Origin of the sequence: Candidatus Njordibacter sp. Uisw_039 (assembly GCF_047730075.1) — a bacterium.
Taxonomy (GTDB): domain Bacteria; phylum Pseudomonadota; class Gammaproteobacteria; order Pseudomonadales; family Balneatricaceae; genus Njordibacter.
The window spans coordinates 685,293-709,378 of record NZ_CP159831.1 but is presented as its reverse complement, the minus strand read 5'-3'; the positions used below and the strand labels follow the sequence as shown (position 1 = coordinate 709,378).

19 protein-coding genes and 2 tRNA genes are annotated in these 24,086 nt (G+C 44.5%); 5 read left to right on the top strand and 16 right to left on the bottom strand.

All coding sequences use genetic code 11. The features are described from left to right. Positions 1-158 precede the first annotated feature (158 nt). On the bottom strand, positions 159-488 hold the full coding sequence (locus tag ABXT70_RS03390; protein WP_443641772.1) for a nuclear transport factor 2 family protein: 330 nt from the start codon (positions 486-488) through the stop codon (positions 159-161). A 280-nt stretch (positions 489-768) separates the two neighbouring features. Continuing rightward, a complete protein-coding gene (locus ABXT70_RS03385) occupies positions 769-1,359 on the bottom strand; it encodes a recombinase family protein (RefSeq protein WP_443641771.1) in 591 nt (196 codons plus the stop codon). Between the two features lie 380 nt (positions 1,360-1,739). Here ABXT70_RS03385 and ABXT70_RS03380 point away from each other — a divergent pair, with 380 nt between their 5' ends. Beyond that, complete coding sequence (locus tag ABXT70_RS03380) at positions 1,740-1,925, top strand: hypothetical protein (protein ID WP_443641770.1); 186 nt, start codon at positions 1,740-1,742, stop codon at positions 1,923-1,925. A 317-nt stretch (positions 1,926-2,242) separates the two neighbouring features. Next, entirely contained in the window at positions 2,243-3,538 is a 1,296-nt protein-coding gene (locus ABXT70_RS03375) for a hypothetical protein (RefSeq protein WP_443641769.1), read from the top strand. A 25-nt stretch (positions 3,539-3,563) separates the two neighbouring features. Here the strand turns inward: ABXT70_RS03375 and ABXT70_RS03370 are convergent, their stop codons facing one another. The 6 genes from ABXT70_RS03370 to ABXT70_RS03345 form a co-directional block, all read right to left on the bottom strand. After that, the gene (locus ABXT70_RS03370) at positions 3,564-4,850 is read right to left on the bottom strand and encodes a DUF6538 domain-containing protein (RefSeq protein WP_443641768.1); all 1,287 of its coding nucleotides are present in this window, start codon (positions 4,848-4,850) and stop codon (positions 3,564-3,566) included. 85 nt (positions 4,851-4,935) lie between these two features. Further along, a tRNA-Ser gene (locus ABXT70_RS03365) sits at positions 4,936-5,023 on the bottom strand. Positions 5,024-5,080: 57 nt separating this feature from the next. Next, positions 5,081-5,638, bottom strand: a complete 558-nt coding sequence (locus tag ABXT70_RS03360; RefSeq protein WP_443641767.1) for a nitroreductase family protein — start codon at positions 5,636-5,638, stop codon at positions 5,081-5,083. Between the two features lie 18 nt (positions 5,639-5,656). Continuing rightward, positions 5,657-6,481, bottom strand: coding sequence for an NADPH-dependent 7-cyano-7-deazaguanine reductase QueF (queF, locus tag ABXT70_RS03355; protein ID WP_443641766.1), 825 nt, complete (start codon positions 6,479-6,481; stop codon positions 5,657-5,659). A gap of 19 nt (positions 6,482-6,500) precedes the next feature. Continuing rightward, complete coding sequence (locus ABXT70_RS03350) at positions 6,501-7,274, bottom strand: ABC transporter permease (protein ID WP_443641765.1); 774 nt, start codon at positions 7,272-7,274, stop codon at positions 6,501-6,503. Continuing rightward, the gene (locus ABXT70_RS03345; RefSeq protein ID WP_443641764.1) at positions 7,274-8,215 is read right to left on the bottom strand and encodes an ABC transporter ATP-binding protein; all 942 of its coding nucleotides are present in this window, start codon (positions 8,213-8,215) and stop codon (positions 7,274-7,276) included. The genes ABXT70_RS03350 and ABXT70_RS03345 overlap by 1 nt, the downstream gene beginning before the upstream one ends. Before the next feature lie 219 nt (positions 8,216-8,434). Here ABXT70_RS03345 and ABXT70_RS03340 point away from each other — a divergent pair, with 219 nt between their 5' ends. Further along, positions 8,435-10,132: a hypothetical protein gene (locus ABXT70_RS03340; RefSeq protein WP_443641763.1), complete on the top strand. Its 1,698-nt coding sequence runs from the start codon at positions 8,435-8,437 to the stop codon at positions 10,130-10,132. A 122-nt stretch (positions 10,133-10,254) separates the two neighbouring features. Further along, on the top strand, positions 10,255-10,599 hold the full coding sequence (locus tag ABXT70_RS03335) for a hypothetical protein (protein WP_443641762.1): 345 nt from the start codon (positions 10,255-10,257) through the stop codon (positions 10,597-10,599). Between the two features lies 1 nt (position 10,600). On the opposite strand, the gene ABXT70_RS03330 is transcribed toward ABXT70_RS03335, so the two are convergent. From ABXT70_RS03330 to ABXT70_RS03310, 5 genes are all read right to left on the bottom strand, one after another. Next, complete coding sequence (locus ABXT70_RS03330) at positions 10,601-12,334, bottom strand: AAA family ATPase (protein ID WP_443641761.1); 1,734 nt, start codon at positions 12,332-12,334, stop codon at positions 10,601-10,603. Beyond that, positions 12,331-15,831 carry an exodeoxyribonuclease V subunit beta gene (recB, locus tag ABXT70_RS03325; protein WP_443641760.1) on the bottom strand — a complete coding sequence of 1,167 codons (3,501 nt, stop codon included), beginning with the start codon at positions 15,829-15,831 and terminating at the stop codon, positions 12,331-12,333. The genes ABXT70_RS03330 and recB overlap by 4 nt, the downstream gene beginning before the upstream one ends. Then, a complete protein-coding gene (gene recC, locus ABXT70_RS03320) occupies positions 15,824-19,213 on the bottom strand; it encodes an exodeoxyribonuclease V subunit gamma (protein ID WP_443641759.1) in 3,390 nt (1,129 codons plus the stop codon). Before recC ends, recB begins: the two co-directional genes overlap by 8 nt. Positions 19,214-19,269: 56 nt before the next feature. Then, complete coding sequence (locus ABXT70_RS03315) at positions 19,270-19,806, bottom strand: YaeQ family protein (protein ID WP_443641758.1); 537 nt, start codon at positions 19,804-19,806, stop codon at positions 19,270-19,272. A gap of 164 nt (positions 19,807-19,970) precedes the next feature. Continuing rightward, on the bottom strand, positions 19,971-20,408 hold the full coding sequence (locus ABXT70_RS03310) for an Lrp/AsnC family transcriptional regulator (protein WP_443641757.1): 438 nt from the start codon (positions 20,406-20,408) through the stop codon (positions 19,971-19,973). Positions 20,409-20,608: 200 nt separating this feature from the next. On the opposite strand from ABXT70_RS03310, the gene ABXT70_RS03305 reads away from it, so the two are divergent. Then, positions 20,609-20,875, top strand: a complete 267-nt coding sequence (locus tag ABXT70_RS03305; RefSeq protein WP_443641756.1) for a hypothetical protein — start codon at positions 20,609-20,611, stop codon at positions 20,873-20,875. A gap of 35 nt (positions 20,876-20,910) precedes the next feature. Here ABXT70_RS03305 and ABXT70_RS03300 read toward each other — a convergent pair. The 3 genes from ABXT70_RS03300 to ABXT70_RS03290 all read right to left on the bottom strand — a co-directional run bounded on the left by ABXT70_RS03300 (position 20,911) and on the right by ABXT70_RS03290 (position 24,085). Further along, positions 20,911-20,996 (bottom strand) — tRNA-Leu (locus tag ABXT70_RS03300). 270 nt (positions 20,997-21,266) lie between these two features. Beyond that, entirely contained in the window at positions 21,267-22,835 is a 1,569-nt protein-coding gene (locus tag ABXT70_RS03295; RefSeq protein WP_443641755.1) for a class I adenylate-forming enzyme family protein, read from the bottom strand. After that, positions 22,835-24,085, bottom strand: a complete 1,251-nt coding sequence (locus tag ABXT70_RS03290; RefSeq protein WP_443641754.1) for an acyl-CoA dehydrogenase family protein — start codon at positions 24,083-24,085, stop codon at positions 22,835-22,837. The genes ABXT70_RS03295 and ABXT70_RS03290 overlap by 1 nt, the downstream gene beginning before the upstream one ends. Position 24,086 lies beyond the last annotated feature (1 nt).

Here is a 24,086-nt window from a genome sequence, read left to right as displayed (position 1 = left end):
ATACCTATCTATCTATGTAACGTAAAGCTATGTAAGCAGTATTGTTACCTAATATGATTACTGATAGCTTCGTTAGTGAAGTTTACCTTCGATGATGCTTGTCATAGGCTCATCTTTGACCACGAGGTTCTCCTGAGTCTCGTAGGTCAATCTTTTTATCACTTCATCGGCGTAGCACCAGTTTCAACGCGTATAATCTGTCCATTCTCTATCATCTTGACGCTAATCAAAGACTCACGTGTCCCATCCGGAAATCTCATTACTGAGTGTTCCACAAGAATATCATCATTTTCGTAAATACAGCGTTGCATACGTTCGTCAAAGCTGGGGGCTAACCAAAAGCGTGAAATCCGCTCCATGAATTCAGCCTTTGTTCCACTAGTGCCATTTTTATGGCGAATAAACTCACAGTCCTCATGGTACAAAGACAGCAACGCCTCCATATCTTGGTCTTCATGAGCTTTCTTAATTCCTTTAAATATGTTCATAACGTACTCCTTATGTTAACGATAACTCTTATTAAACAGTATACATCTGGTTCTATTGGTTTCTAGAGGTTCTCTGGGAATAATTAGGCACAAAAATCTGTGCCACTATATCTATACGCACTCAGGCCCGTTACCCCGTGTGGGGCCGTATGTGGACGGTAACAGCTTTATTGAACAGGGGGAGGGATTTGGTTCTGTAGCCTGGAAGCCACTCATATGCTTATTCACAGCCTCTACAGTAGAAGCTATTTACTATCTAATCTAGAACTCTTTTTACCATCTACTTCAGCCCTGCTGCCTTTAAAATTGAATGCACTGATGTTCGACCAATGCCCACCTGATTAATGATGTCCACCTGCTTAGCTCCAGACTTAAAGAGGTTGATGACTAGGTCCTTTAGCTCCTGCTTCAATGGAGCCTTGCCCTTGTACTTTCCAGCAGCCTTAGCCATCGCTATGCCGTCCAATTGGCGCTCTCTGCGTAGGTTAGTCTCAAACTCAGCAAAGACACCCAGCATATCTAAGAAAGCCTTACCTGCTGCTGTAGAGGTATCTATAGGCTGCTCTGTAGCTTGCAGATGGACACCTCGACCTTTGAGTTCATGGATGATGTCCTGCAGGTCTTTGAGGCTTCTAGCGAGCCTATCTATACGAGTGACTACCAAGGTATCACCAGCTCTAAGATAGCTTAGAACGCTCTCTAGCTCCGCCCTAGACACCCTGCTAGTACCCGATACTTTCTCTTCCCAGACCCGATGACACCCTGCAGCTTTCAGTGCCTCAACTTGGATGGTGGTGTGTTGGTCATGAGTACTGACTCTGGCATAACCATAGCGTTGATGTTCAGTCATTTGTTCACCTCTAATGTTCATATAGACTCTTAGAGGTTGTGATGCTACTCGCATGTTCATGGACAATCAATTCTTAATGAACATTAATCTAAACTCTCTGAACAGTTCACAAAGGGTAAACCTCAAATGAACACAAACTCCCTTAAATGCACGTGTAATAGGAATTTAGCAACAGCCTCAATATTAAAGTTGCCCCTTAGGGACCCCAGCACTTTGACACTATTGCTGAAGGTCGTAAATCCAATCAAAATATTTAAATTGCATTATTAGGATAAGCAACCTGCTCCTCAGTTTCTGAGAAACTGTCGTCCCATAGAGGTAGGACTTCCTTTCACACCGATGTCTGACCATATGTATTTTGGAAACATGACTATCAATCACTTTTACCACAGGATAAACAAATGACCAACCAACAAAAACTAACGCCACAACAACAACTAAGGAAGCCATACTGCAAGCGAGCAATGAGATTCACCAGGGAAGGCTATGAAACTCTTTTAGAAGTTAAGAGAAAGCTTGAAGCTGAACTTCACCGGCCTATATCTGAATCAGTAGCTATTAATACGATTCTTCTGGGCATTAACTAAGAGGACCACCACCTCCACAATTCATACACTGATGTTCACTAACAATAATGGTACTTACCACGGCCATAAACATCTTAAATGGGGCAACGGCGGAAGTGGTTACTTATAGAAACAATCCATGAATTATGTTGTAAGTGTTGAATCATCAATGCCGATGAATTACAGACTTACCACCCCTCCCCTTTAACATTAGCAATATACCCTTTTCTTTTAAGGGAAAGCCTCTGAAGACCCCTGAAATAAGGGGGTTGACCTAAATTTTAGCTGTTTTTAGTTTAATAAAACGGTTAATTAATATCAATATAACAGGACCAAACATGTTCAACTTCACCCATTACAACGACAGCAAACCTCTCATCAATGTGGTTGATGCGATGATGGGCCAAGGCAAATCCACTTGGCTTATAAATACCATCAATAACTGTATGTCATCAATATTTGACGACATCACACCTCCAAGAATCATCATTGTCACCCCATACTTGGAAGAGGTAAAACGATTCAAGCAAGAATGCCCTATGGCTGACTTCGTATCTCCCGTTGCTCACGGCCAATCTAAAACTGATAACCTTCATGAGCTACTCGAAGCTGGTGCTAATATAGTCACCACCCATTCACTCTGGAAAAGAGTCAACAGAACCACCTACGATTTAGTATCAAAGCATAGATACCTTTTATTCATAGATGAAGCCCTAGAGTGCGTGGAACAATGTAAAGATATTTCCAAGAGCGACTTCAAGATGTTGTATAACTACAACCTCATATCGATAGCTGATGACGGTCGCATACTTTGGAACAGCGATAACGAACCAAACTACAAGGGGAGGTTCGATAGAGAAAAGTTGTTATGTGAAAACGGCAACTTATACCGCTTCAAGGATACGTCTAACTTCTGGATATTTCCTACTGACTTCTTGGCATCATTCGATGAAGTCTGGATACTAACCTACCTTTGGACTGGAAGCGTTATGGACGCTTATACCAAGGCTGCTGGGTATAAAATTAACATCCATACACTTCATAACTTTGAGTTAGGACCACATGTAATGGTTGATGAGAGTCCTCTGCGGGCAAAGATGAAACAGCTCGTCACTATTATTGATGACCCTAAGTTAAATGCCATTGGTGACATCTCCAAAACAAGACGAAATAGCTGCCCACTCAGCGCTACGTGGTATAAAAACCAAAATGGTGATGTCCTCAAGGGCATACATAACTTGATTTACAACTACTACAAGAACCGTGTGTCCGGTCCAGCTGGTCTTTCAATGTGGACTTGTTATTCAGCCCAGAAATCAAAACTCAAGGGAGCAGGCTATTCAAAGGGATTTGTTTCTTGCAATGCTAGAGCTACCAACGAACATCGTCACAGGACCAACCTTGCTTATATGATTAACCTGTATATGGTTCCAATTGTAAAAACGTTCATTGAATCTCGAGGTGTTAAAGTCGACCAAGACCAGTTCGCATTGTCGGCGTTAGTCCAGTGGATATTCCGTAGCGCTATCAGAGATGGTCAGCCCATCACCATCTTCATCCCTAGCCAACGTATGAGAAACCTATTATTGGCTTGGTTGAACCCTACGCCTCTGCAGTTACCAGCAGCTGCTTAACCCTTTGCAGATTGTCACACCTGCATCAGTTAGGGTAAGACACTTTGTCCAGCTGCCGCTTCATGTGGCTTAAACTGAACTCTAGCGAGCCGTATGAGCGACTCACTGAAGTAGAACCAGACCAACCACCCAGATAGTCTGCAATGTCACTAGCCACTTCAGCCTCACGACACGCATCTCTAAAGCTATGCCTTAGACTGTGGAAGTGATTAGTGACTCCAAGGCTTCTGAATACAGCATTAATATGTTTGGAGTAGGTCTGTGAATAGTTCCCGTAAATACCTAACGAAGCGGTCTGAAATAGCCTCTCGCCTGCGCCAATCATTGCTACCCAATCAGCAAATCCTGAACTAACAAGGTGGTGATGCACAGGCACAACCCTGACAGAGCTTTCTGTTTTGAGGCTGTTATCATCAAACCTATCATGGAAGGAAATTACCCATGTACCACGTTCCCTATATATATCTTCGCGCCTAAGCTGGAGAATCTCATTCTGCCTAGCTCCTTGATATGCAGCTATCATGGTCACCCAGAAGTCCTCAGAGCCTTTTGTAAGGTTACTAAACAACTTACCCAAGTCTTGCTCACACATAGGCTGCCGCTTACTTTTGGCCTTCTTCACTTCCTTCATGCGCAGGTTAACGAATGGGTTCTTGGACACCTTATCTTCCTCACGGCCATAATTAAATACTGCGCTGAGCACGTCAAGCCGCTTATTTACTGTCGATATCGATGACCTCTCCATATTGAGCTTGTCAGCTATTTCAACAACCTCTTGAATAGGCCGCCCTCTTGTCTTTTTGGATAAGGTGAAGCGAACAGGGATTCTTGTTAGGAACAACATAAACTCCCTTACCATTGAGCGATTTATGGCTGATGCTTCTGTGTCCAACCCAAAGTATTGGAGAGCCACATCGATGGAAGATGAGAAGTCTTGGATTGTCTTTTTATTTCCCCCAAGGCTTAGTTTGGCCATGTAAAAAGTAGACAAGTCCGAAAGAGATATAACTTCACAGAGTTCAGTGTTTTTAGTTGAAATAAACAGTTGAGGAGCAGATTGAGAAACCTCAGCCACCGGCTTAGATTGAAAATAATTAGAGGCCAATCTAGGGGAGGAATACTTGTCAGCTCTTAGTCTTTGGAACTCATTATCATAGTGAACCAGCAGTGTGTTTCGTCGCCGCTTTGCTTCGGAAAAATCCTTAGTTTGCAGAGAGTGACGAATAGTCAGATTAGGAAACTGACTGAGTAAATCAATAGGTACACGACGGCAGAATTGATAGGTCGATTTTCGGACTTGAAGGCAGTACATAAAGCGGTAGCTCCATATGCAATGTTACACACACATGTACGCTTAAAACTGCTGAAACGCCCCTATGACGGGACATTAAGAGAAATGGCGGTGAGACAGGGATTCGAACCCTGGGTACCTTGCGGTACACACACTTTCCAGGCGTGCTCCTTCGACCACTCGGACACCTCACCATTTGAAGGCGAAGATCTTATGCTTTTGCTAGATAAAAAGCAATAAAATTCAACGCATTAATGCCAATGTTTAATAAATTCTTGACTGCTCACTATAGGTACTGGTTTAGGTGTTATTGAAGGAGTCCCCATATAAATCATAGCAATAATTTCTTCAGCCTCTTGTAGGTCAAACGCTTGCCTTATCATGGGATGACTTACCACCCAACCTGTACGCCACACCGCTCCAATATTCTGCGCATAGGCGGCAAGTAACATCGCATGCCCTGCAGCTGCAGTGGCTTGCACTTGTTCGGCTGTAGGCACTTTAGGGTGTGCTTTTGGGCTGGCTATTAATACTAGGATACTGGGCGCACGGTTAGGCATTTTTATGCACCTTTCCAATGTTTGTGAATCGCTTTCTGGATCCCGTTCTAGCTGCGCTTGTTGAAGGATTTGCCCCAGCTTTTCAAGACCTTCACCAGCGACCATAACACTGCGCCAAGGTTTAAGATTTGCATGGTCTGGTGCTCTCAGAGCTGCTTGCAGCATCACCTCTAACTGAGCTGCCGTTGGCCCTGGAGATTCCAGTCTCTGAATTGAAGCTCGATTGAGTAAACCGTGTAATAGTTCCATAAAAATTCCTATAAAGGGCTATTGGCGTTGGGTTCGGTGATTGCTAGGGGCCAAGGGTCGAGTAGAACGATAAGGGTTAATATCTAAGCCACCGCGCCTTACGTAGCGGGCATACACTGTAAGTTGACCAGGCTTACACTGCGCCTTTATATCGAGAAATATTTGTTCTACACATTGCTCATGGAAATCACCATGTTCGCGATAAGACACTATGTAGGCCAGTAGGCCCGCTCTATCAATTGTGGGCCCTTCGTATTCTACAACTAAGGTTGCCCAATCTGGTTGACCAGTGACAGGGCAATTACTTTTAAGCAAGTTACTGTGCAAAATTTCCGTACGATAGATCTTAACATCCGACAACAACAAGCTAGCGTCTGGCGTGTACGTTGTTATTTCTATATCTTGCTGGTCAATGCTTGTGCCTGGGGTAGGCAAAACCGGCATGGCCATATCACGCAGGCTATACAAAGTGACCTTAACCTCCGCCCCCGCTGCAGCAGATAGGTCTGCAGCCATGTGACGCTGCACTTGCGGTGCGTTAGCCATCTTGGTTTGATTAAAGGAATTCAAGTACAACTTAAAGGATTTGCTTTCAATTATGTTAGGGCTGTCAGCTGGGATACGAAATTCGGCCAGAGCCATTTTCGGCAATCCTTTATTATTAAGCCAGGACACCTCAAAGGCATTCCAAACATCAATACCGTAAAACGGCCGAGACAAAAATTCTGGCTGCCATGGCGTGTTGCGCGGAATAGGAAACAATAGACTGGGTGCGTACTCATTAACATAGGTGCTTTTATCTCCTAAAGGTGAGGCTTCTATAAAGTCATTTTGTTGCATCATTTTCTCCAAGGCAGGGCTATTATTTACGAATGCCCTTGCCCGTATTCAATAGGTACATGCAGTAACTAAATAAGGCAATAATAAACACACTAATAACCAATAACGCATAGCCAACTTGGATATCAGAAACCCCCAAAATACCATAACGGAAGGCATTCACCATGTATAAAATTGGGTTGAGTTGCGACATTCCAGCCCAAAAGTTGGGCAATAAATCGATAGAATAAAACACACCACCCAAGTAGGTTAAAGGGGTAAGGATAAAGGTTGGAACGATGGATATATCATCAAAACTGTTAGCAAATACTGCGTTAACAAAACCACCCAAGCTAAACAAAATGGAGGTCATTAGTACCACTAATACAATGATGCCAAAATTATAAATTTCGAGCTGGGTGAAGAATAACGATAAACTTGTGACTATAGTGCCCACAGCCAAACCGCGAGCCACACCGCCAGTGACGTAACCTGCCAATATCACCCAATTAGGCATAGGCGACACTAACATTTCGTCTAAACTGCCCTGGTATTTAGTGCTATAAAACGAAGACACTACGTTGCCATAGGAGTTGGTAATGACCGACATCATAATTAAACCTGGCACAATAAACTGCATATAATCAAAGCCACCCATTTGGCCAATACGGCTACCAATTAAATTACCAAAAATAATAAAATACAGCACCATGATAATGGAAGGTGGCAATAGGGTTTGTACCCAAATACGCATAAAACGCTGGATTTCTTTGCGCACAATGGTTGAGTAAGCTATATAGATTTCATAACTAGACATTAGGCGCTCACTCCCTTCAAATCGGTCTTATTGCTGGTAACTAGGTTCACGAATAATTCTTCTAACCGGTTGGTCTTATTACGCATGCTGGTGACTTGTATGCCTGCAGCTGACAAGGCTACAAACACACTGTTAATGTCTTGCCCTTGGTTGAGGATTACTTCAATGTATGTGTCATTGACTAGCAACAAACGATAGCCCTGCACTTGTGGAGCTTGTGCAAGAGGCTTTTGCAATTCCAGCACTATAGTTTCTGTATTGATGGTTTTTAGCAGTTCTCTCATAGGGCTGTTCTGAATAATGTCGCCCTGATCAATAATGGCAATGTTACGGCACAGGTTTTCGGCTTCTTCCAAATAATGGGTGGTGAGGATGATGGTTGTGCCTTGTTCATTGATACGCGTAAGGAACTCCCACATAGAACGACGAAGTTCGATATCTACGCCAGCAGTAGGTTCATCTAAGATAAGTAATTTAGGCCGGTGAACTAAAGCACGGGCGATCATCAAGCGACGCTTCATACCACCGGATAAATTACGGGATGCATCATCACGCTTGTCCCATAAGCTCAATTGCTTAAGCAATTGCTCAGTGCGCCGGAGGGCTTCATCGCGAGCTATACCATAGTACCCAGCCTGCTGCACCACCACGTCCTGAACTTTCTCAAACATGTTGAAGTTAAATTCTTGTGGCACCACGCCCATCAAACATTTAGCTTTGCTTACATCTATATCTAAGTCATGGCCAAAGACTTTAACCGAACCCTTGGTTTTATTAACTAAGGAACACACCACACCTAGAGTAGTGGATTTACCAGCTCCATTAGGACCAAGCAAGGCAAAAAAATCGCCCTCTTCAACTTTTAAGCTGATGCCTTTTAGAGCCTCGAAGCCATTGTCATAAATTTTGTGTAGCTGGTTAATTTCTAAGGCGTAAGTCATATTGGGTCATCAACAGCGTCTAGGAGGATATTTGCCTTCAGTTAATGGGGGCTATTTAAGGTTTTTTAAAGGGTTTAGGGTTTGGTGTGCCTCCCTTGCAAAGACAAAGATGGCAGTTTGACAGCGCAGAGGTGCAGCGACAGAGGGCAGCGTTCTCACTGACGTAGTTGGTAAAATCTGCTATAAATGTGGTTACCGATACAAGTCTAGATGCGTCAGATGCCAAAACAACAAGAATACAGCGCATGGAATCCTGGATTGAGCGCCAATTTACCGCGGCAACTACGTTCTCTAGAAACTATTTTTCAAATCCCAAACGTTTATACCAGCTACGATGAAGTGCAGGAAATCGCCAACCTAACAGGCCTTAAACCAGAACATTTGGTTGGCTTCACTTCATGGCGTTTGGTGATGCACGAGCTTATTGTGCGAGTGGGCGCCAATATCCATATCCCGGAGGCTGAGCACGAAGAAGACTTTGGCATCAATTTCCGGCGTATCACTAATGACATTTTAGATCAGCACATTGCGCCTTTATACGACTACATTGAGGCTGAGTTCCAAAGTTTATCCGTTGCGGTGAAATTAGAAGTAGATCGATTGCTAGCTGAAGAAGTAATGTTAAATCCACAACCTGCTCCAGCGATAAAAAAAGGCTTATGGCCTTGGGGGAAAAAGCCAGTTATTAAAAAACCCCTGCTCAGCGGCGAAGAAATTCAATTTAAAGCCATTAACCAACTTAAAGTCTCAGGTCTTGCCCATGCAGATCCGCTGATTAAAGCGGTCTACAAAAGCAGCTATCAAATACTTGGCTCTGTGGCCTCAACACGAGGTTTGATAGGCAATGATCGGGGCTTTATGAGCCGTATCATTTGTCGCCATGTGCTTAACAACTACGGTAGTTTTATGGTTGGAAAGTTAATCGAGCCGGCCATCGATTCGGCTGTAGCCGCCAATGGCTACCAACTATTACGACGGGTAGAAAAACCTGTGATCATCAGTCTAAAAGGTGCCTCTGCAGCAGGTAAAAGCACCTTAAGGCCTTTATTGAAACAAACTATGGGGCAACGAGGTATTGAGTCTTCCCTATACGGCATTATTAGCCCAGACATTTGGCGCCGCCAGTTATTAGACTATGAATCGCTTGGCCCCCATTATAAGTATTCAGGCCGTTTTACTAGCAACGAAGTCAACATTATTGACGGCAAGCTAGACCGCTACATTAGACGCACGGGGCAACAAAACCAAACCATTCCCAATATTTTGGTGGATCGCTTTCGCTTCGACAGCTTTTCGACAGAGCAGGTACAAAAGGTGTTACATGGCACCTATGCCAAATATGCTCATATAATGTACATGTATTTTGTTATTACACCGCCAGAGGAAACCGTAGAACGAGGGTGGATACGAGGTCAACAACGTGGCCGATACAAATCTGTGGAGGACTTTTTGGGGCACAGTGTGGAAGCTTACCAAGGCATCCCTAAACTCATATTTAAGTGGTTGGCCCATACTAGTCCACGCTACGAGTTCACTTTTTTCGACAACAGCGTACCCAAGGGTCAGTTCCCACTAACTAGTGTAACGGGCAATCAAAAAGGCATGCAGGTATTTGACCCTATGGTATTTGTTAATATTGAACGTTATCAAAAAATAAATATCCACGCGCAAAGTTTAGATCAGGTGTACCCCAGTGCAGAACGTATGTCGGTAGCTAACAATATGGCCTTCTTTAACCAATGCTTAAAGCGTTTCCCTAACGTGTCCTTTAGCCTCACACAGGGGGCCGAACCATACTTAACAGTGCGACAACAAACGTACGCAATCGCTAACCAAGAAGAGTTCAAACTGCAACTTGAAGATCCGCAGTTAAACCTACTTTTTGAGCAGATTTTAGCCACTCGAATACTTCGTTAATAACATCTGATAGTTCCTTTCAAATAATAGTTACAAAAAATATTATCTATTAACTGGTTTATAGATAAAAACAAATATATCATTTAAATGATATATTTGATTAATATGAAAGGAATGCCACCATGAACCGCTATTCAAATATTGCCTTACGCGTTTCAAATCTTATTCGCACCAGCGTACAAGAAGATGATACAGAAGGCTTAGCAGACCGGGAATTACAAATTCTAGAGCACGTCACTCGCGAATACGGCCATGGTCGACACGTATTTATGGAAGATGGCATGAGTTTAAAGCACCTAGGTTCACGATACACCCTGCGTAAATCAATCCAAGTGTTGATTGATTCAGACTACCTGAATATTGATGCCACGGCAGACTCACGGCAGCGTTCACTGGTTCCTGCACCACGGGCACTATCTTTATTCCATAGTATAGGAAAAAGTATTTCCCGAATTTTAGCGGATTAATTTAGCGACTGAGTAACGCCCGAAGTCCGGACCAACGTTGGGTCTTATTGCTCACAGCTTTGCACCACACTGACTGACTTACTTTAATGCTGCACGTCATTTTTGCACGAGTGACAGCTGTATAAAGTAGCTGGGAAGATAATAAGCGCTCGGCTTGTGGGGCCACCACAAGAGCTACATGTTGAAACTCTGAACCCTGGGTTTTGTGAATGGTCATGGCATAAACGGTTTCTAAGTCTTGCAACAAACCAACGTTCACTTTGCGCACCTCTTGTGACTGCAAAAAACAAACATTAAGCTGGCCATTTTCCGCAGCCCAAACAATACCAATATCGCCGTTAAATAAACCTAGTCCATGGTGGTTCTTAGTCACCATAACGGGTTTACCATGGTAGTTTTGTCCCAACCTTACTTGCGACGAACGTCGGCTCAACAAACGCTCAACTTGTTCATTAAGCCCCTCTACTCCCATCTCTCCTTGGCGGGTGGCTGCAAGAATTCTGAACTGGGTTAAACATATAAATGCCTCATCTAAAGTTTTGGCTTTCAACATGGGCAAAAAATATTGATCACACATTTGTTCTAGCCAGATTTGAAACTCTTCTTCTAGTATTAAACTAAGGTCCTTATTAGTTAACAACACCTGCCAACTTTTTTCTGCTTGATTATGCATCACACAATTTGCCAGCAGCCCGATACCACCCTGCCCTTCAAAGCGATGGCTTTTATGCAAATAACTGATAGCTGCAGACGGAATGTCAGCCAAAACTGATCCAGCAGCCACCGAAGGCAATTGTTCTGCATCGCCTACCAACACAAGTTTACAATGTTCTGGAAGGGCATCTAACAACCGTGCCATCATGGGCAAATCCACCATGGAGACTTCATCAACTAGCAACAGATCGATGGGCAGTGGATTACCCTTGTGGTGCTTAGCCGAGTAGCTGTTAGGACGTAATCCGAGCAAGCCGTGTAAGGTATGAGCTGTATCCGGAATACTGTCAATGAGAGCCTTGTCTATACCTTGCTTTAACAGTTGGCTCTTCGCAAAATTAATAGATTCTACCAAACGCTGCTTCGCCTTGCCCGTTGGTGCAGCCATAGCGATGGTTAACGAGGTGTCATTGACAGCCTGCAATGACACTAACAGGCGTGCCACAGTGTAGGTTTTTCCTGTTCCTGGCCCACCAGAAATAACACTGACCTGACGCACTAATGCCTCTTGGACAGCCTGAGCCTGCCAATTTATTTGGGCTTCAAGTGGCTCTTCAAACAGCTGTAATAACACATCACTTGCCTTTACTTGTTGTTGTTTTGACAACTGATGGCTTTGCATCCGCTGTAATAGGTGCTGCGCTACTTGCTGCTCGTAATGCCAATACCTTCGCAAATACAGTCGTGCGTTTTCTAACACTAACGGCGCTGCATGGCCTGCAGTAATAGGGTAGCTCTGGGCGCTATCCATCAGCACCCCAACGGCAGCAAAGGTGTAACCCGGCACAGGCGCTATACCTGTTCCTGTTTCACCAGTTGTAGACCAATATGTTTGGCCGGCAATATCGGCTAAAGGTAGGCAACTATGGCCGTTGCGCAGCGCTTTACTCAAGGCCATAATCAAGTGCTGCATCACAGCACATTGGCTACCAAGACTTTGGCACAATTGAGCAGCTAAAAACCTATCAACAGCTTCCAAACCCACGTAATCAGTATGTAGTTGAGCGTTCGATACCATCATACCGCCTCTCCTGCAAACAGGTGATCGAGGTCATTCAATTCCTTGATACTAATGGCCTTAGCATATACGCCTGAAGTCACTTTGGGCGCCATACCTCGGAGATACAAATAGTACACTCCTCCAAAATGCTCAACTGGATCATAATTGGGGACTCTTTGACCAAGGTACCGATGCAAAGCTAAGCTATAAATTAAATACTGCAGATCATAATAGTGATGTTGGTTAGCCTCTAACATGGCTTGCTGGTGATAGTCTTCAAGGTGATCGCCTAGGTGGTTGGATTTATAATCGGCCAAAAAGAAGCGGCCATCATATTCAAACACTAAATCTATAAACCCGTGCATCATGCCTTGGAGCACTGGATGGCTTGGCAATGCCGTGGGTAAACCGCCACGATGCCGGCTCAATATTTGTGCCAAGGTAGATTGCTTAGCCTGCTGTAGCGGGAAGTAAAACTCTGTTTCTCTTAAAGTTTGCTGTTGTGATAGTTGCCCCAAAGTGAACCCCGCTCGCTTATCCGATGCTACACTGCCAGTGGCATTAATAGGCGGTATAGACGCCCCTATGCATTCTTCTAACCACTGCTGCAAGCACTCCACCTTGTTAGCATCATCTTCGCCAATGCCCACCATGGTATGGTATTTTGCCAAAGGTACGTCCATAGCACTAGGCCAGCTTGGCTGCGAAAAATCCACCTGTTCAAGAATATCGTGCAGCAACAATCCACTGTTTTTACCCTTTGCTAATGTGAAGCGTAATTCGTTGGAGGTAATATTTTGGCTAGGGTCAACCAACTGGCTACTGCCATCACCACGGTCTTTAACACTCATTTGCTGTGCGTGAGAGCCATAACTAAGCTGGCGCACCAAAGCACTGTAGGATAATAGATTGTTATTGGCATCGATATGGCCGCTAAAACTTTGAGCAGCTAGGACTTCGGCTGCATCGGTTATAGTGCATTGGCTTAAGGGTGCCTGCACCGAACCTTCTTCGATGATTAGTAATTCAGAGTCTTTAGGGTTAGTTAACTTAGCCAAGGCCTCTGGCCAAGTGGCTTGCTTGGCTTGTTCGGCTTGAGCATTGTGCCAAAAAGCCACTTGCCCTAACGGAGACCGTTCACCGTTAGTGAAATCACTCGCTGGGATGTAACACCGATACTGAGCTCGGGTAACTGCAACGTATAATAGCCGCAAGGCTTCTTCTTCAGATGCCAACGTAGCCTGATCACAAACAGCAACATCCCGACCTATCATTAACGCTGGGTAGCGTTCTTGTGGGTGGTAATAGGGAAACAATTGAACATGTTTATTGCCACGCTTGAGCGGGTCCTTTGCTTGACTGGCAAAAGGGATAAATACCACTGGGTATTCCAACCCTTTAGAGCCATGTTGAGTAACAATTTGAATTAACTTGGCATCACTTTCTAAACGTAATTCGGCACTGCTGTCGGCATTGTCTTCGTTACATTGCTGTTGCAGCCATTCCACCAGTAAAAGTGCGGAACTTGCTTGATTAGATGCCTTTTGTAACAATTCTGCTAATTGCACCATGTTGGTCATATAGCGTTCTTTGTTGTGGGCAGGGGGCACGGCACATTGTTTGAGTAGGTGAATTACAAGGGCCATTACACCCTGCCTCAACCACAATTGACGCAACTGCATCATTTGACTTCTTACTTCTATTAAACAATGATCATCGTGGCTTAACTGGGCCAACAATGCGGTGCTGCCACCCCATAAATGGGTACTTGCGGCACGCACAAGTTGCCGTTGGCTTTCACAATGCAACAAACCATTCAACAAACGCACCATTTCTGTAGCCTCTGCACTGGCATACACGCTGCTTCTGTCACTAATGTATACACTGGCTAAACGGGCTTGCTTTAATGCCGTTTGCAAAGCCTGCGCTTCGCCAGCACCACGCACCAGCAAGGCAATATCGCTAGCTTTAAAATGGCCTTGCTGCAATATATTTTGTACTTCACCAACGCACCATTGGGCAATGTGTTGGTGCTTACGTTCATTGGTTAAGAGCTCCGTAGGCAACCACACATAGGTTAACGCCACACCTGAAGCTTTAGGGTTGTTGGCTACATTTGCAGTGGCAAAGTCACTGGCTTTAACAGGCGTATAATTAATGCCACTACCAAACACTTTGGGCTGGCCCGCACCTTTCTTGAACAAACGATTATAGGCTGCCACCATAGCATGACTAGAACGCCAATTAGTGTCCATGTGCCAACGATGATCTGTAGCCTGCGCTGCTGCTAAATAGGTGTGGATATCACCTCCCCTAAAACCATAAATAGCCTGTTTTGGATCACCGATCATAAACAGAGCTGTGTCATTGCTGGACTGTTCATAAAGGCGGTTCAAAATGGCATATTGATGGCCATCGGTGTCTTGAAACTCATCAACCAACGCTACGGGATAGGCCAGCCTTAAAGCGTCTACAAGGGCTGCACTTTCCAGCTCATTGACACACTCAGACAAGCGCCTCACCAGGTCATCAAATTCCATGATCTGTTGCTTTTGTTTAGCTTGTTGGTAAGCCGCCCTAACCACCTGGACTGCTTCTAAAACGAGAGGTGCTACTGCAGCTTGGTTGGCATAAACCCAATAGTTCTTGTTGAAGCTTTCGTTATTAATACGTTGGGACAAAGCCTTAATAATGGGTTTTAATTCTGGTGCCTTGCCTAATCTGCCACCATGTAGACACGCTAGGTTGTCTTTTGAGGCTGGTCCAAATTCCTTGGTACTTAACCAGTTGAGCAAATCTTGCCATTGTTCTAAGCGAGCCGCCTTTGACTTAGCATCAGCCATGGTGGCTTCGATTATTTGTGTTTCTAAATCGAGTAAGTTTTCGCGAACGTGTGCTTTATTGATGTGCCATGCCTGATGCCACGGTTCCACATTAGCAGCAAACACTGGAGTTTGGCTCAATAGTGCACCACTAAAAGCGTCCCAGAAGCCTTTTGGAGTGTGCCAACCCTGTTGTTCCAGTTGGCTGTATAACACTGGCTGATGCATTACCACCCGCAACCAGTCTTGTAAGCCTGTGTAGGCAAGGTCTCGGGTATTGGTTTCTAACACTACCTCCAATCCCGTTTGGCTAGCAAATGCATATTGTTGCAAGGCACGACCACAGAACGCATGTATGGTGAATATGGCTGCTTGATCTAAGTTGAGCAATGCTTGGTGTAACAACAGTTGCGCTTGCTGAGGTTCTACCTGTTGGTAGAGATGTTGCCAATACTCTTGCTCATTTAAACCCCAGCTTAATTGTGCTTCACGTAGCGTGTCTTCTATGCGCCCACGAAGTTCTTGCGTGGCAGCGCGGGTGTAAGTCATTAATAATATTTGTTCTACAGGTATTTTTTTCTCGATCAATAAACGCAAATAGATACGCGTTATGCTGTAGGTTTTACCCGTACCAGCACTGGCTTCGATGATGTGGCGGCCCTGTAACGGTATATTTGCTAGATCTAGGTTAGGCATGTTTCACCTCTTTAATGCAATCAACCATGGGCTGATACACTTCGGCAAACTGCTCATGCCAATCATCAAATACGGGGGTTTGTGGCCACAACCAACGTCGATATGGATCGCTTGAGAAATCAAAGCTTTGGCTATACTTATGGTGGTACCATTTTTTCTGCCACTTACCACGGCGCTTATCTATGTCTTGTGGGCCTACTTTCAGTAATTCCTGACCTAGTTCAGCATCTAACGGTAAAGCTTGGGTTAAACCCAGCTTGTAAAGCGCTATAACTTTGTGTAACTGACCTGCAGCGTCAGCCAACCCATGGAGTTCTAAATTCTTTTCTAAGTGTACCGATACACCAACAACAGGTTTTTCAAAAGCCACCTGAGCAATTAAACTTGTCAGCCAAAGGGTAAGCCTGTCTTTAGGTTTTGCCTTACTGGGCCTGCTTAGAATGGCTTTTAGAGGACTGTTTTCATCAGCAAGATCACCTGTTAAGGGTAATTGATCTTCTATGGTTATACCTGATATACACATTGAAACCCGATGCTTTTCTACCTGCTCATAAGCTAGTGTTTTCAGTTCATCCACCAGCGCCTCGGCTTGCTCTTGGCTGGCATCAATAATACTGGCTGCAAGATGACTTTCTGGTAACTGTCCATTCAATTGATATTCTTCTCTAACAGCCTTACACGCCTCTGGCTCATGGGATAATGCCGCCGCTAACATTTGTTGTCGCAGCTTATATTCAACTAATTTGGAGCTACTAAAAGGTTCGTCGTCCTCTAGCTCAAGGTCATAATCGTGTAAATATAAACCCAAAGTTTGATTAGCAAAGGTGCGGCCAGGGTTTTCTAAAAAACGCACTAAATCACTAATAGTGATTGGTTTTATATGAGGGAAAGGCTCTACCATACCGGGTTTGTCCTCAGCGCTTTGCGCTTGCAGCAAGCGTAACCAAGAAGTTTCAAAACTAGGGATAGATAGTGGTTTAAAATTATCCTCGCTAAAACTGTGCAAAGGCAATAGACGAAGCTGTGAATCTGTTTGTGTTTGGTTAAAGTTCCAACCATAACCCCTATTCAGATAGTCCATTAATTCTGACAAAACCAAACTCGGCTGGCGCGACGAGTTATTTTTGCTATCGGTGCCTTGATAGCTCAAGTATAAACAAGATCGAGCACTTATTAAGGCTTCCAAAAACAAGTAGCGGTCATCTCCACGACGGGAACGGTCACCCACCCTGCGTTCTTCTTGAGCCATCAAGTCAAAGTCTAATGGTTTAGATTGCCGCGGGTATTGCCCATCATTAAGGCCCAGCATTGCTACCACTTTAAATGGGATACTGCGCATAGGCACCATAGAACAGAAAGTGATTTTCCCAGTGATAAAGGCTTGGCTACTGCTGGCTACAGAAAGCTTTTGCGTTAGGCTATAGCGTACCACTTCCAAACTGATGGTTTGGCTATAATCCACTTGTTCAACCCACATCGCCATATTACCGATAGCCGTAGCTAAACATTCCTTGGCCTGCTCTTCATTACGTTCAGCACCATGATCATCGGCAAAAAACTCATCTATCATACCCGTAAGATAGCCTCTCCATGCTGCGCCTGTGCGAGGTGTATTGAGATTTTTTGCGTGGCTTTGTAACTGTTCAAGCACTTGCATCAAACGCCCCAAAAGCAATGCTTGGTCCCCCTCTACATCGGCCAGCAACCAGTCATCTTGATACCTAAGCGGTTGGTCGCCTTGAGCAAACCCGAGCAACAAGCGTTTAAGCCCCCAAGACCAGCTATAAGTGCTTGTTGATTCCACTTGACCCAAGGTGTTTGCTTTATGACGTTCATCCAGTCCCCAGTGTATACATGCATTAGCTAACCACACAGCAATAGTTTCAAGTTCTGCTGGATCTATACCAAACTTCCGCTGCATCGCTGGCAAGCGTAGTAAATCTAATATAGAAGATACTTGAAACCGGCTATCTGGCAATTGTAAAAGTTGTAAGTAAGCTGCCACTAGGGGCTCTGAATCTTGTGGTTTACGGTCGGCAATGGAACAAGGTAATTGTGGCGTTTCAGCTTTATTAGTGTCATGCCAAGAACCAAACTGTCGTCCATGAGTATCAAACACAGCACCCACATAGGCAGCGTAATCTTCTACCTGTGGGCACATGACTAATATGTCACTGGGTTTAAGGCTCGGGTCTTGCTGAAACTTGCTAAGTAACCAGTCATGTAAGCCTTGTAACTCTCGCAAGGCACTGGAACCACTGGTGAAAACGAGGCTTGCGTCAATCTTATGCTGCTGATTTTTACGAGCATCTTCAAGGTGCAAAATATCCTGTTGAAGCTGTTGTAGCATAGACAAATCTTCACTACTATTAGGAGGTTCTGCTTCTTCAAAAGCATCAATGTTATAGCTGTCTTGTTGCTGTAATAGCCGGAAAAATTCCTTACCTTGGCTACCCAAATTAGCCAACAACGGATTGCCTCCATCAACTAACACCTCATCGTCTTGTTGCGCTAGCCAATGCTTAAGATATGTTGCCGCGATAGCTTTTTCAGACTGAATATGGCCCCAATACTCGGCGCAGGGATTAAGGTGGAATACGTGCACCTGTGTATGCTGTGCCAAGGCCGAAAAAACTTCCAAGGTGGCAGGAGCCATGGTATTAAGGGCAAACAAACAAATTTGCTGCGGCAGCGCTTTATGTTCAGACCTAACCATTTGCGAAAGGCTCTGTATTAACTTGTGCTGAATATCTATAGGATGACGCCCGTCTTGCCGACACAAAATGGCCCACAATTTAGCTTGCCAATGTTTTGCTTGACCCTCAATTTGCCATTGATTAAGCCAATCAGGACGGTAGAGAATATACTGCTCGAATAGATCCGCTAATGCGCTCGCAAGCTGAAAGCGTTTTAGCAGGTCACCAGATGTTTGTGACGGACTTTTAGGGACTGAAAGTGCTTGTTTAGCTAAGGACTCCAGTATCACAAGGGGCTCTGACTGCCAATAACGATTAGCTTGAGAAAAGGCTGGGTTAGTTAGTATAGCCTCACTAGCCAATACATCATCAATACGCCAAACCAATGCCTCTCGTTGATAAGGTGGTTGTTGAGGGACTTGAGCATCACCCAATAGCTGCCGCGCTAATTGCCAAACAAATTTTCCAGGCAAAGGGTAGTCAATGTTCATTGCAATGCCGTTTTGTGTGGCTAACTGTGTGTTAAGCCAATGCTGCATACCTGTGTTTTCAACGATAACTTGAGCTGAACTCAGCACCCCAGAAGAACCACTGTGCTGCCCAAGCTTCAACACATGGTTCAGCAATACAGCCAAATCTTCCAGCCTATTTGCGGGGTACACCATGAGTTGTTTTGCTACGGCCATACAACTTATCCCTTGTGTTTTGCTTACTATCTTCGAATAATGTGAACCATAAGCGGTTATAAGCTTTGCGTTATTTGCACCGTCATATGGTGATCATCGTCGCTTAAGTGCATCTGTTCTTCTTCAATAATACAACCCAAGTTCATGGTTTTAACCAACAACTGCTCTAGGGAAGCGCCACCTTCCACGTTAATATTAAAAACCTTTACTTTTTTATTGGCAGACAGACTGGAGCGGTTTTTTTCCAACCAAATATCGGCTTTATTATCATGATAGGTATAAATAGACACCTGATCAGCTTTACCACTGGCCTGGCGAATACGTTTTTCATCTGGCATGCCCAGTTCAATCCAATGCACTATATTTCCAGTTAAATCCCGTTGCCACAAGTCTGGTTCTTCCGTGGAACTAATGCCTTTAGTCAGTTCAAGGTCCTCATGTGCAGCATGTAAAAAAGCTATTAAGCGGCACATTAGACGGGTTTCATTTTCAGACGGATGTTTAGCTAGTGTTAGGCTGTAATCAGCATAATGGTGACTATTAAGGTTGGACAAGTTTAAATTTGCCTTATAAATGGTCGCGCCTATGGCCATGATTTTTCTCTAAGCTGGGTTTTAACAATACGTCCGTTGGGATCACTTCTACAATATCACGAACCCTACTTGAAGTGAGCGAAAAGCATGGCATCAAAACAGATTTACGGCATCAACTGCAATGCCAAAACAACCACTTATACAGCCTAAGTCACCATACCTAATTACTTACCAATACGTGAACTGAGTAATAAGTTGGTTTCAGTGCTTTCAACGCCAGTCACTTGGCGAATTTTCGACAGCGCTGTATCAAAGCTCTCTAGGTCGGCAGCCCGAACTTCAACGGCTAAATCCCAGCGTCCGTTGGTGGTATATATCTTGCTTACTTCGGAGATAAGTTTCATCGCCCTAATGGCACCTTCTTCCCTATTAGGTACAGTAGTAATCATCACCCACCCACGAATTTTTTTATGGAAAAAATCTTCCCGCACCACCGCAGCATACCCAGTAATCACCCCACTGGCCTCTAGTTTGTCGATACGCTTAGTCACTGTGGCTCGCGTTAGCCCTAACGCCTTCGCCATACTCTGAACTGGCATACGACCATCTTTTTGCAACAGGCTCACAATTGACTGATCTTTACTGTCTATGAATTCTGACATTGTGTTACTCCCATGCTTACTAGGATTATATATAATTTTACAAAAAATATACTTTTTGTAAAAACAGCTAGTCATATCGCTATTTTTAGAATCATTTTATACATATTATATACTTACATTGTTGCAAAAAGCTCCCTACACTTAACTAAGTGGTAACAAGTATACGATTTGTATAGAATTTAAAATGCTAGGGCACATCAATGACAACACAGCAAAGTGAACCAGTAATTCTTGCTGAAACCAGCGCCAAAAGTGGTGACCCAGCAGCGATGGAATTTTTAGCACGACGTTTTTTTGAAGGCAGAGGTACAGCTCAAAGTTTCCAGAAGTCTTATTATTGGTCAACCATTGCGTTAAGCGAGGGCATAACCCATTTAACCAGTTTGAATAAGTTTGCTTTGAAAAAATTAAGTGAAGAGGAAAAAGTGTCTACAGAAGAGAAACTACAAGATTGGTTTGATAACTAGATTTTGCAACAGGGTGCACTAGATTATCCCCTAAGTGGTGCCGTGGGCGGGACTTGAACCCGCATAACCATAAGTCGACAGATTTTAAGTCTGTTGTGTATACCAATTCCACCACCACGGCATGCAGGATGAACCTCTCCGAAGAGAGGGCGTGATTATACATTAAGCTTCTAAAACTGCAACAGCATCTGGGAGGTTTTTAGGGCTTAAGTGATGTCGTCCTAAAGATACTTGCATGCTAGTGTGTTCGCTCCAGTAGCTAGTGTTTTGTAACTGATATCAGAATGTGGTGATGGGCCTACTTGAGGGCGCCAAATAATATCAATCGCAACATCACTCATACCAATTTTGAAACAAATAAAAGATTATTTTCTACATACTAAGATTTAATTTATATTGGGTTTTTGGCTTCTGTAAGGATCATTTCACGTAGCAAAAATTTTTGCACTTTACCCATCACATTTCGTGGCAATTTAGGCATAAAAATAACCGCACTGGGATGTTTAAAACGTGCCAATTGACCTATAAAGCTTTTTAATATGATGCTTTTGTCAAGCAAACTGTCAGGTGCCAGTACCACAATGGCTATTGGCGTTTCACCCCATTTGGGGTCTTTTCTACCTACTACCGCCGCTTCAAGCACACCTTCCAAACAGTTTAAGTGCACCTCCAGTTCAGCTGAGTAAATATTTTCTCCACCAGAAATAATCATATCTTTAGCGCGATCATCAACAATCAAATGCCCATCATGATCTAGGTGGCCTAAATCGCCCGTATCAAACCAACCGTTATCTAGGGCCTGCGCTGTTGCCTCTGGGTTACCCCAGTATTCAAATAAAACGTTGGGGCCCTTAATGAGAATACGCCCCACATCACCATCGATAACGGGCACACCGCCTTGCCCCACCAAGCTCATCTGGCAATGCAAGGCAGGTACACCAGTGCTGTGAAACCGGGTCTTGGCTTGTTCTGCTGTTTGATATACTGCAATAGGTGATGTTTCCGTGAGGCCATACACTTGTTGCACTGGCAAACCACGGCTGGCAACGGCCTCAATAAGGTCTATAGGCACTATAGATGACCCACTGGTGATGCTACGCAGGCTTGAAAGGTCTGTAGTGTCCCACTGAGGCAGTGCCAACAAGGCTGATAAGGTTGCAGGCACTAGAACGGTGAGACTTGGCTTGTGATGATGAATGGCGGCGAGTGTTTGCACTGGGTCAAAGCGCGCATGCAGGATAACCGTAGCGCCCACATAAAAGGCTGGCAATGTTTGTATGTTGAGCCCACCAACATGAAACATAGGCAGCACAGTAAGAATGGTGTCGCTAGTGCTCATGCCATGCATATGCTGGCTGTTAAGGGCGTTGTAAAACAGCGCTTTCTGATCTAACACTGCGCCTTTTGGGTACCCTGTGGTACCGGATGTATAAACAATCAATAGCGGGGTGTTTAAGTCTACATGTGCATTGTAGCTGCTCAAATTGCGATCATAGGATTGCTTTAAGGCACTATAGGAATGCCAGCTTTCTGTGCTGGAGGTGGGTTTATTTACCCCTGCCGATTGTGCGTCTTGGAGCACAAACCAGCAGTCTGGGTAGGCATCATTGAGGGCATCAACTTGGTGCTTAAATTTAGGTGTAACAATTAACGCTTTGGGGCTGGCATCACTTAAAATATAATCGTATTCAGGGGTTTCTAAACGCCAATTAAGGGGCACGAAAATAGCCCCTAAACGCGCACATGCAAACATCAAGCTAATGAATTCAACGCTATTTAAGCCTAAATAAGCCACCCGATCACCACGCCCAACGCGCAGAGTGTGTTTGAGCATGCAGGCGTCGATAGTTATGGCATCGGCTAAGTTTGCATAGGTGTATTGCTGTTGCTGATCAATAACAGCAAGCTTGTTTGGTGTAAAGCGCGCGTGCGCATCAATCCAATTGGATATATTGGACATTAATCGTCTGCCTCCCCACGTTCATAGAGGCAACCTTTACCGAGCATGTCGAGGCACAGTTCTGCAGTCCAAGGCAGCATCAGAGAGCCACACCGGCTATCGCGATACAAGCGCTCTAATGGCAGGGACTTTAACATGGACTGGCCACCACAAGTGCGAATAGCCAACTGGGCAATTTCATTGGCATTCTCCATGGTAGTGTACTGTGCCACCCAGGCGCGGAGTAGTTGGTCTTTGCTGGGGTTGGCGCACGCCTCACTCATGGCTTGAAACCAAAGGGTTTTTGTTTGTTCCAACATAATACGCATTTGCGCTACGGCAATTTGTTTGGTGGCAAACTGACGCCGCTTAACGGGGCCAGTACCATCGACCTCACCCCGCAGGTATTTTACGGTAAAGTCATAAGCGGCCTGGGCAATGCCCATATAGCTTGGCGTGAGTGTCATAAACATGTGCGGCCAACGTTTAGCCGCTTGAAAGTATATGCCCGATGGCATTAGGGTTGCATCTTCAGACACAAACACATCTTCAAAAATGAGCGTGCGGGATACGGTGCCACGCATACCTACTGGGTCCCATTGGCCCTCTACAGTTACACCATTGGACATGGCTGGAATAGCTAAATAGATTGTATTACGGCGGCTTAGTTCAGTGGCTTGATCACTTGTTTCTGTGCATAAAACACCATAATAATTGGCGTGACCAGCCAAAGAAGCAAAAATCTTTTTACCATTAATTCGCCAACCACCATCAACCTTATGAGCCACTGTTGCAAATGCTTTTGCCCCAGCAGCGGCCGCGCCGCCTTCTGAAAAGGGCTGGGAATAGATTGCACCTTGAGTGAGTATTCGTTGGTAATGTACCGCTCGGTTGTGTTTATGTAGTACCCGTGTTGGCTCGTCCATCTCCAAATCGTCAGTTAATAGACCACTCCAGAGGGTTGAGCACACATGCATGTTCCAGGTGAGTGCCGTGGCACCACAATAGCGCCCAATTTCAGCTGCAGTTAGTGCGTATGTTAAAAAACTAGCCCCTTCACCACCATCTTCTTTGGGGATGCAAATGCCCATTAAGTTAGCATCGAATAAGTCACTATAATTTTCTGTTGGAAACGCCGCACGAGTATCGTAATCAGCAGCTCTTCCAGCGAACTTATGTTGCCCTATGTGCCGAGCCCGAGCAGTTAGGTCTTGTTGTTGATTAGTAAGTTGCCATGCTTTGGCATCAAACATTGGTTGATCGGCTTGCATC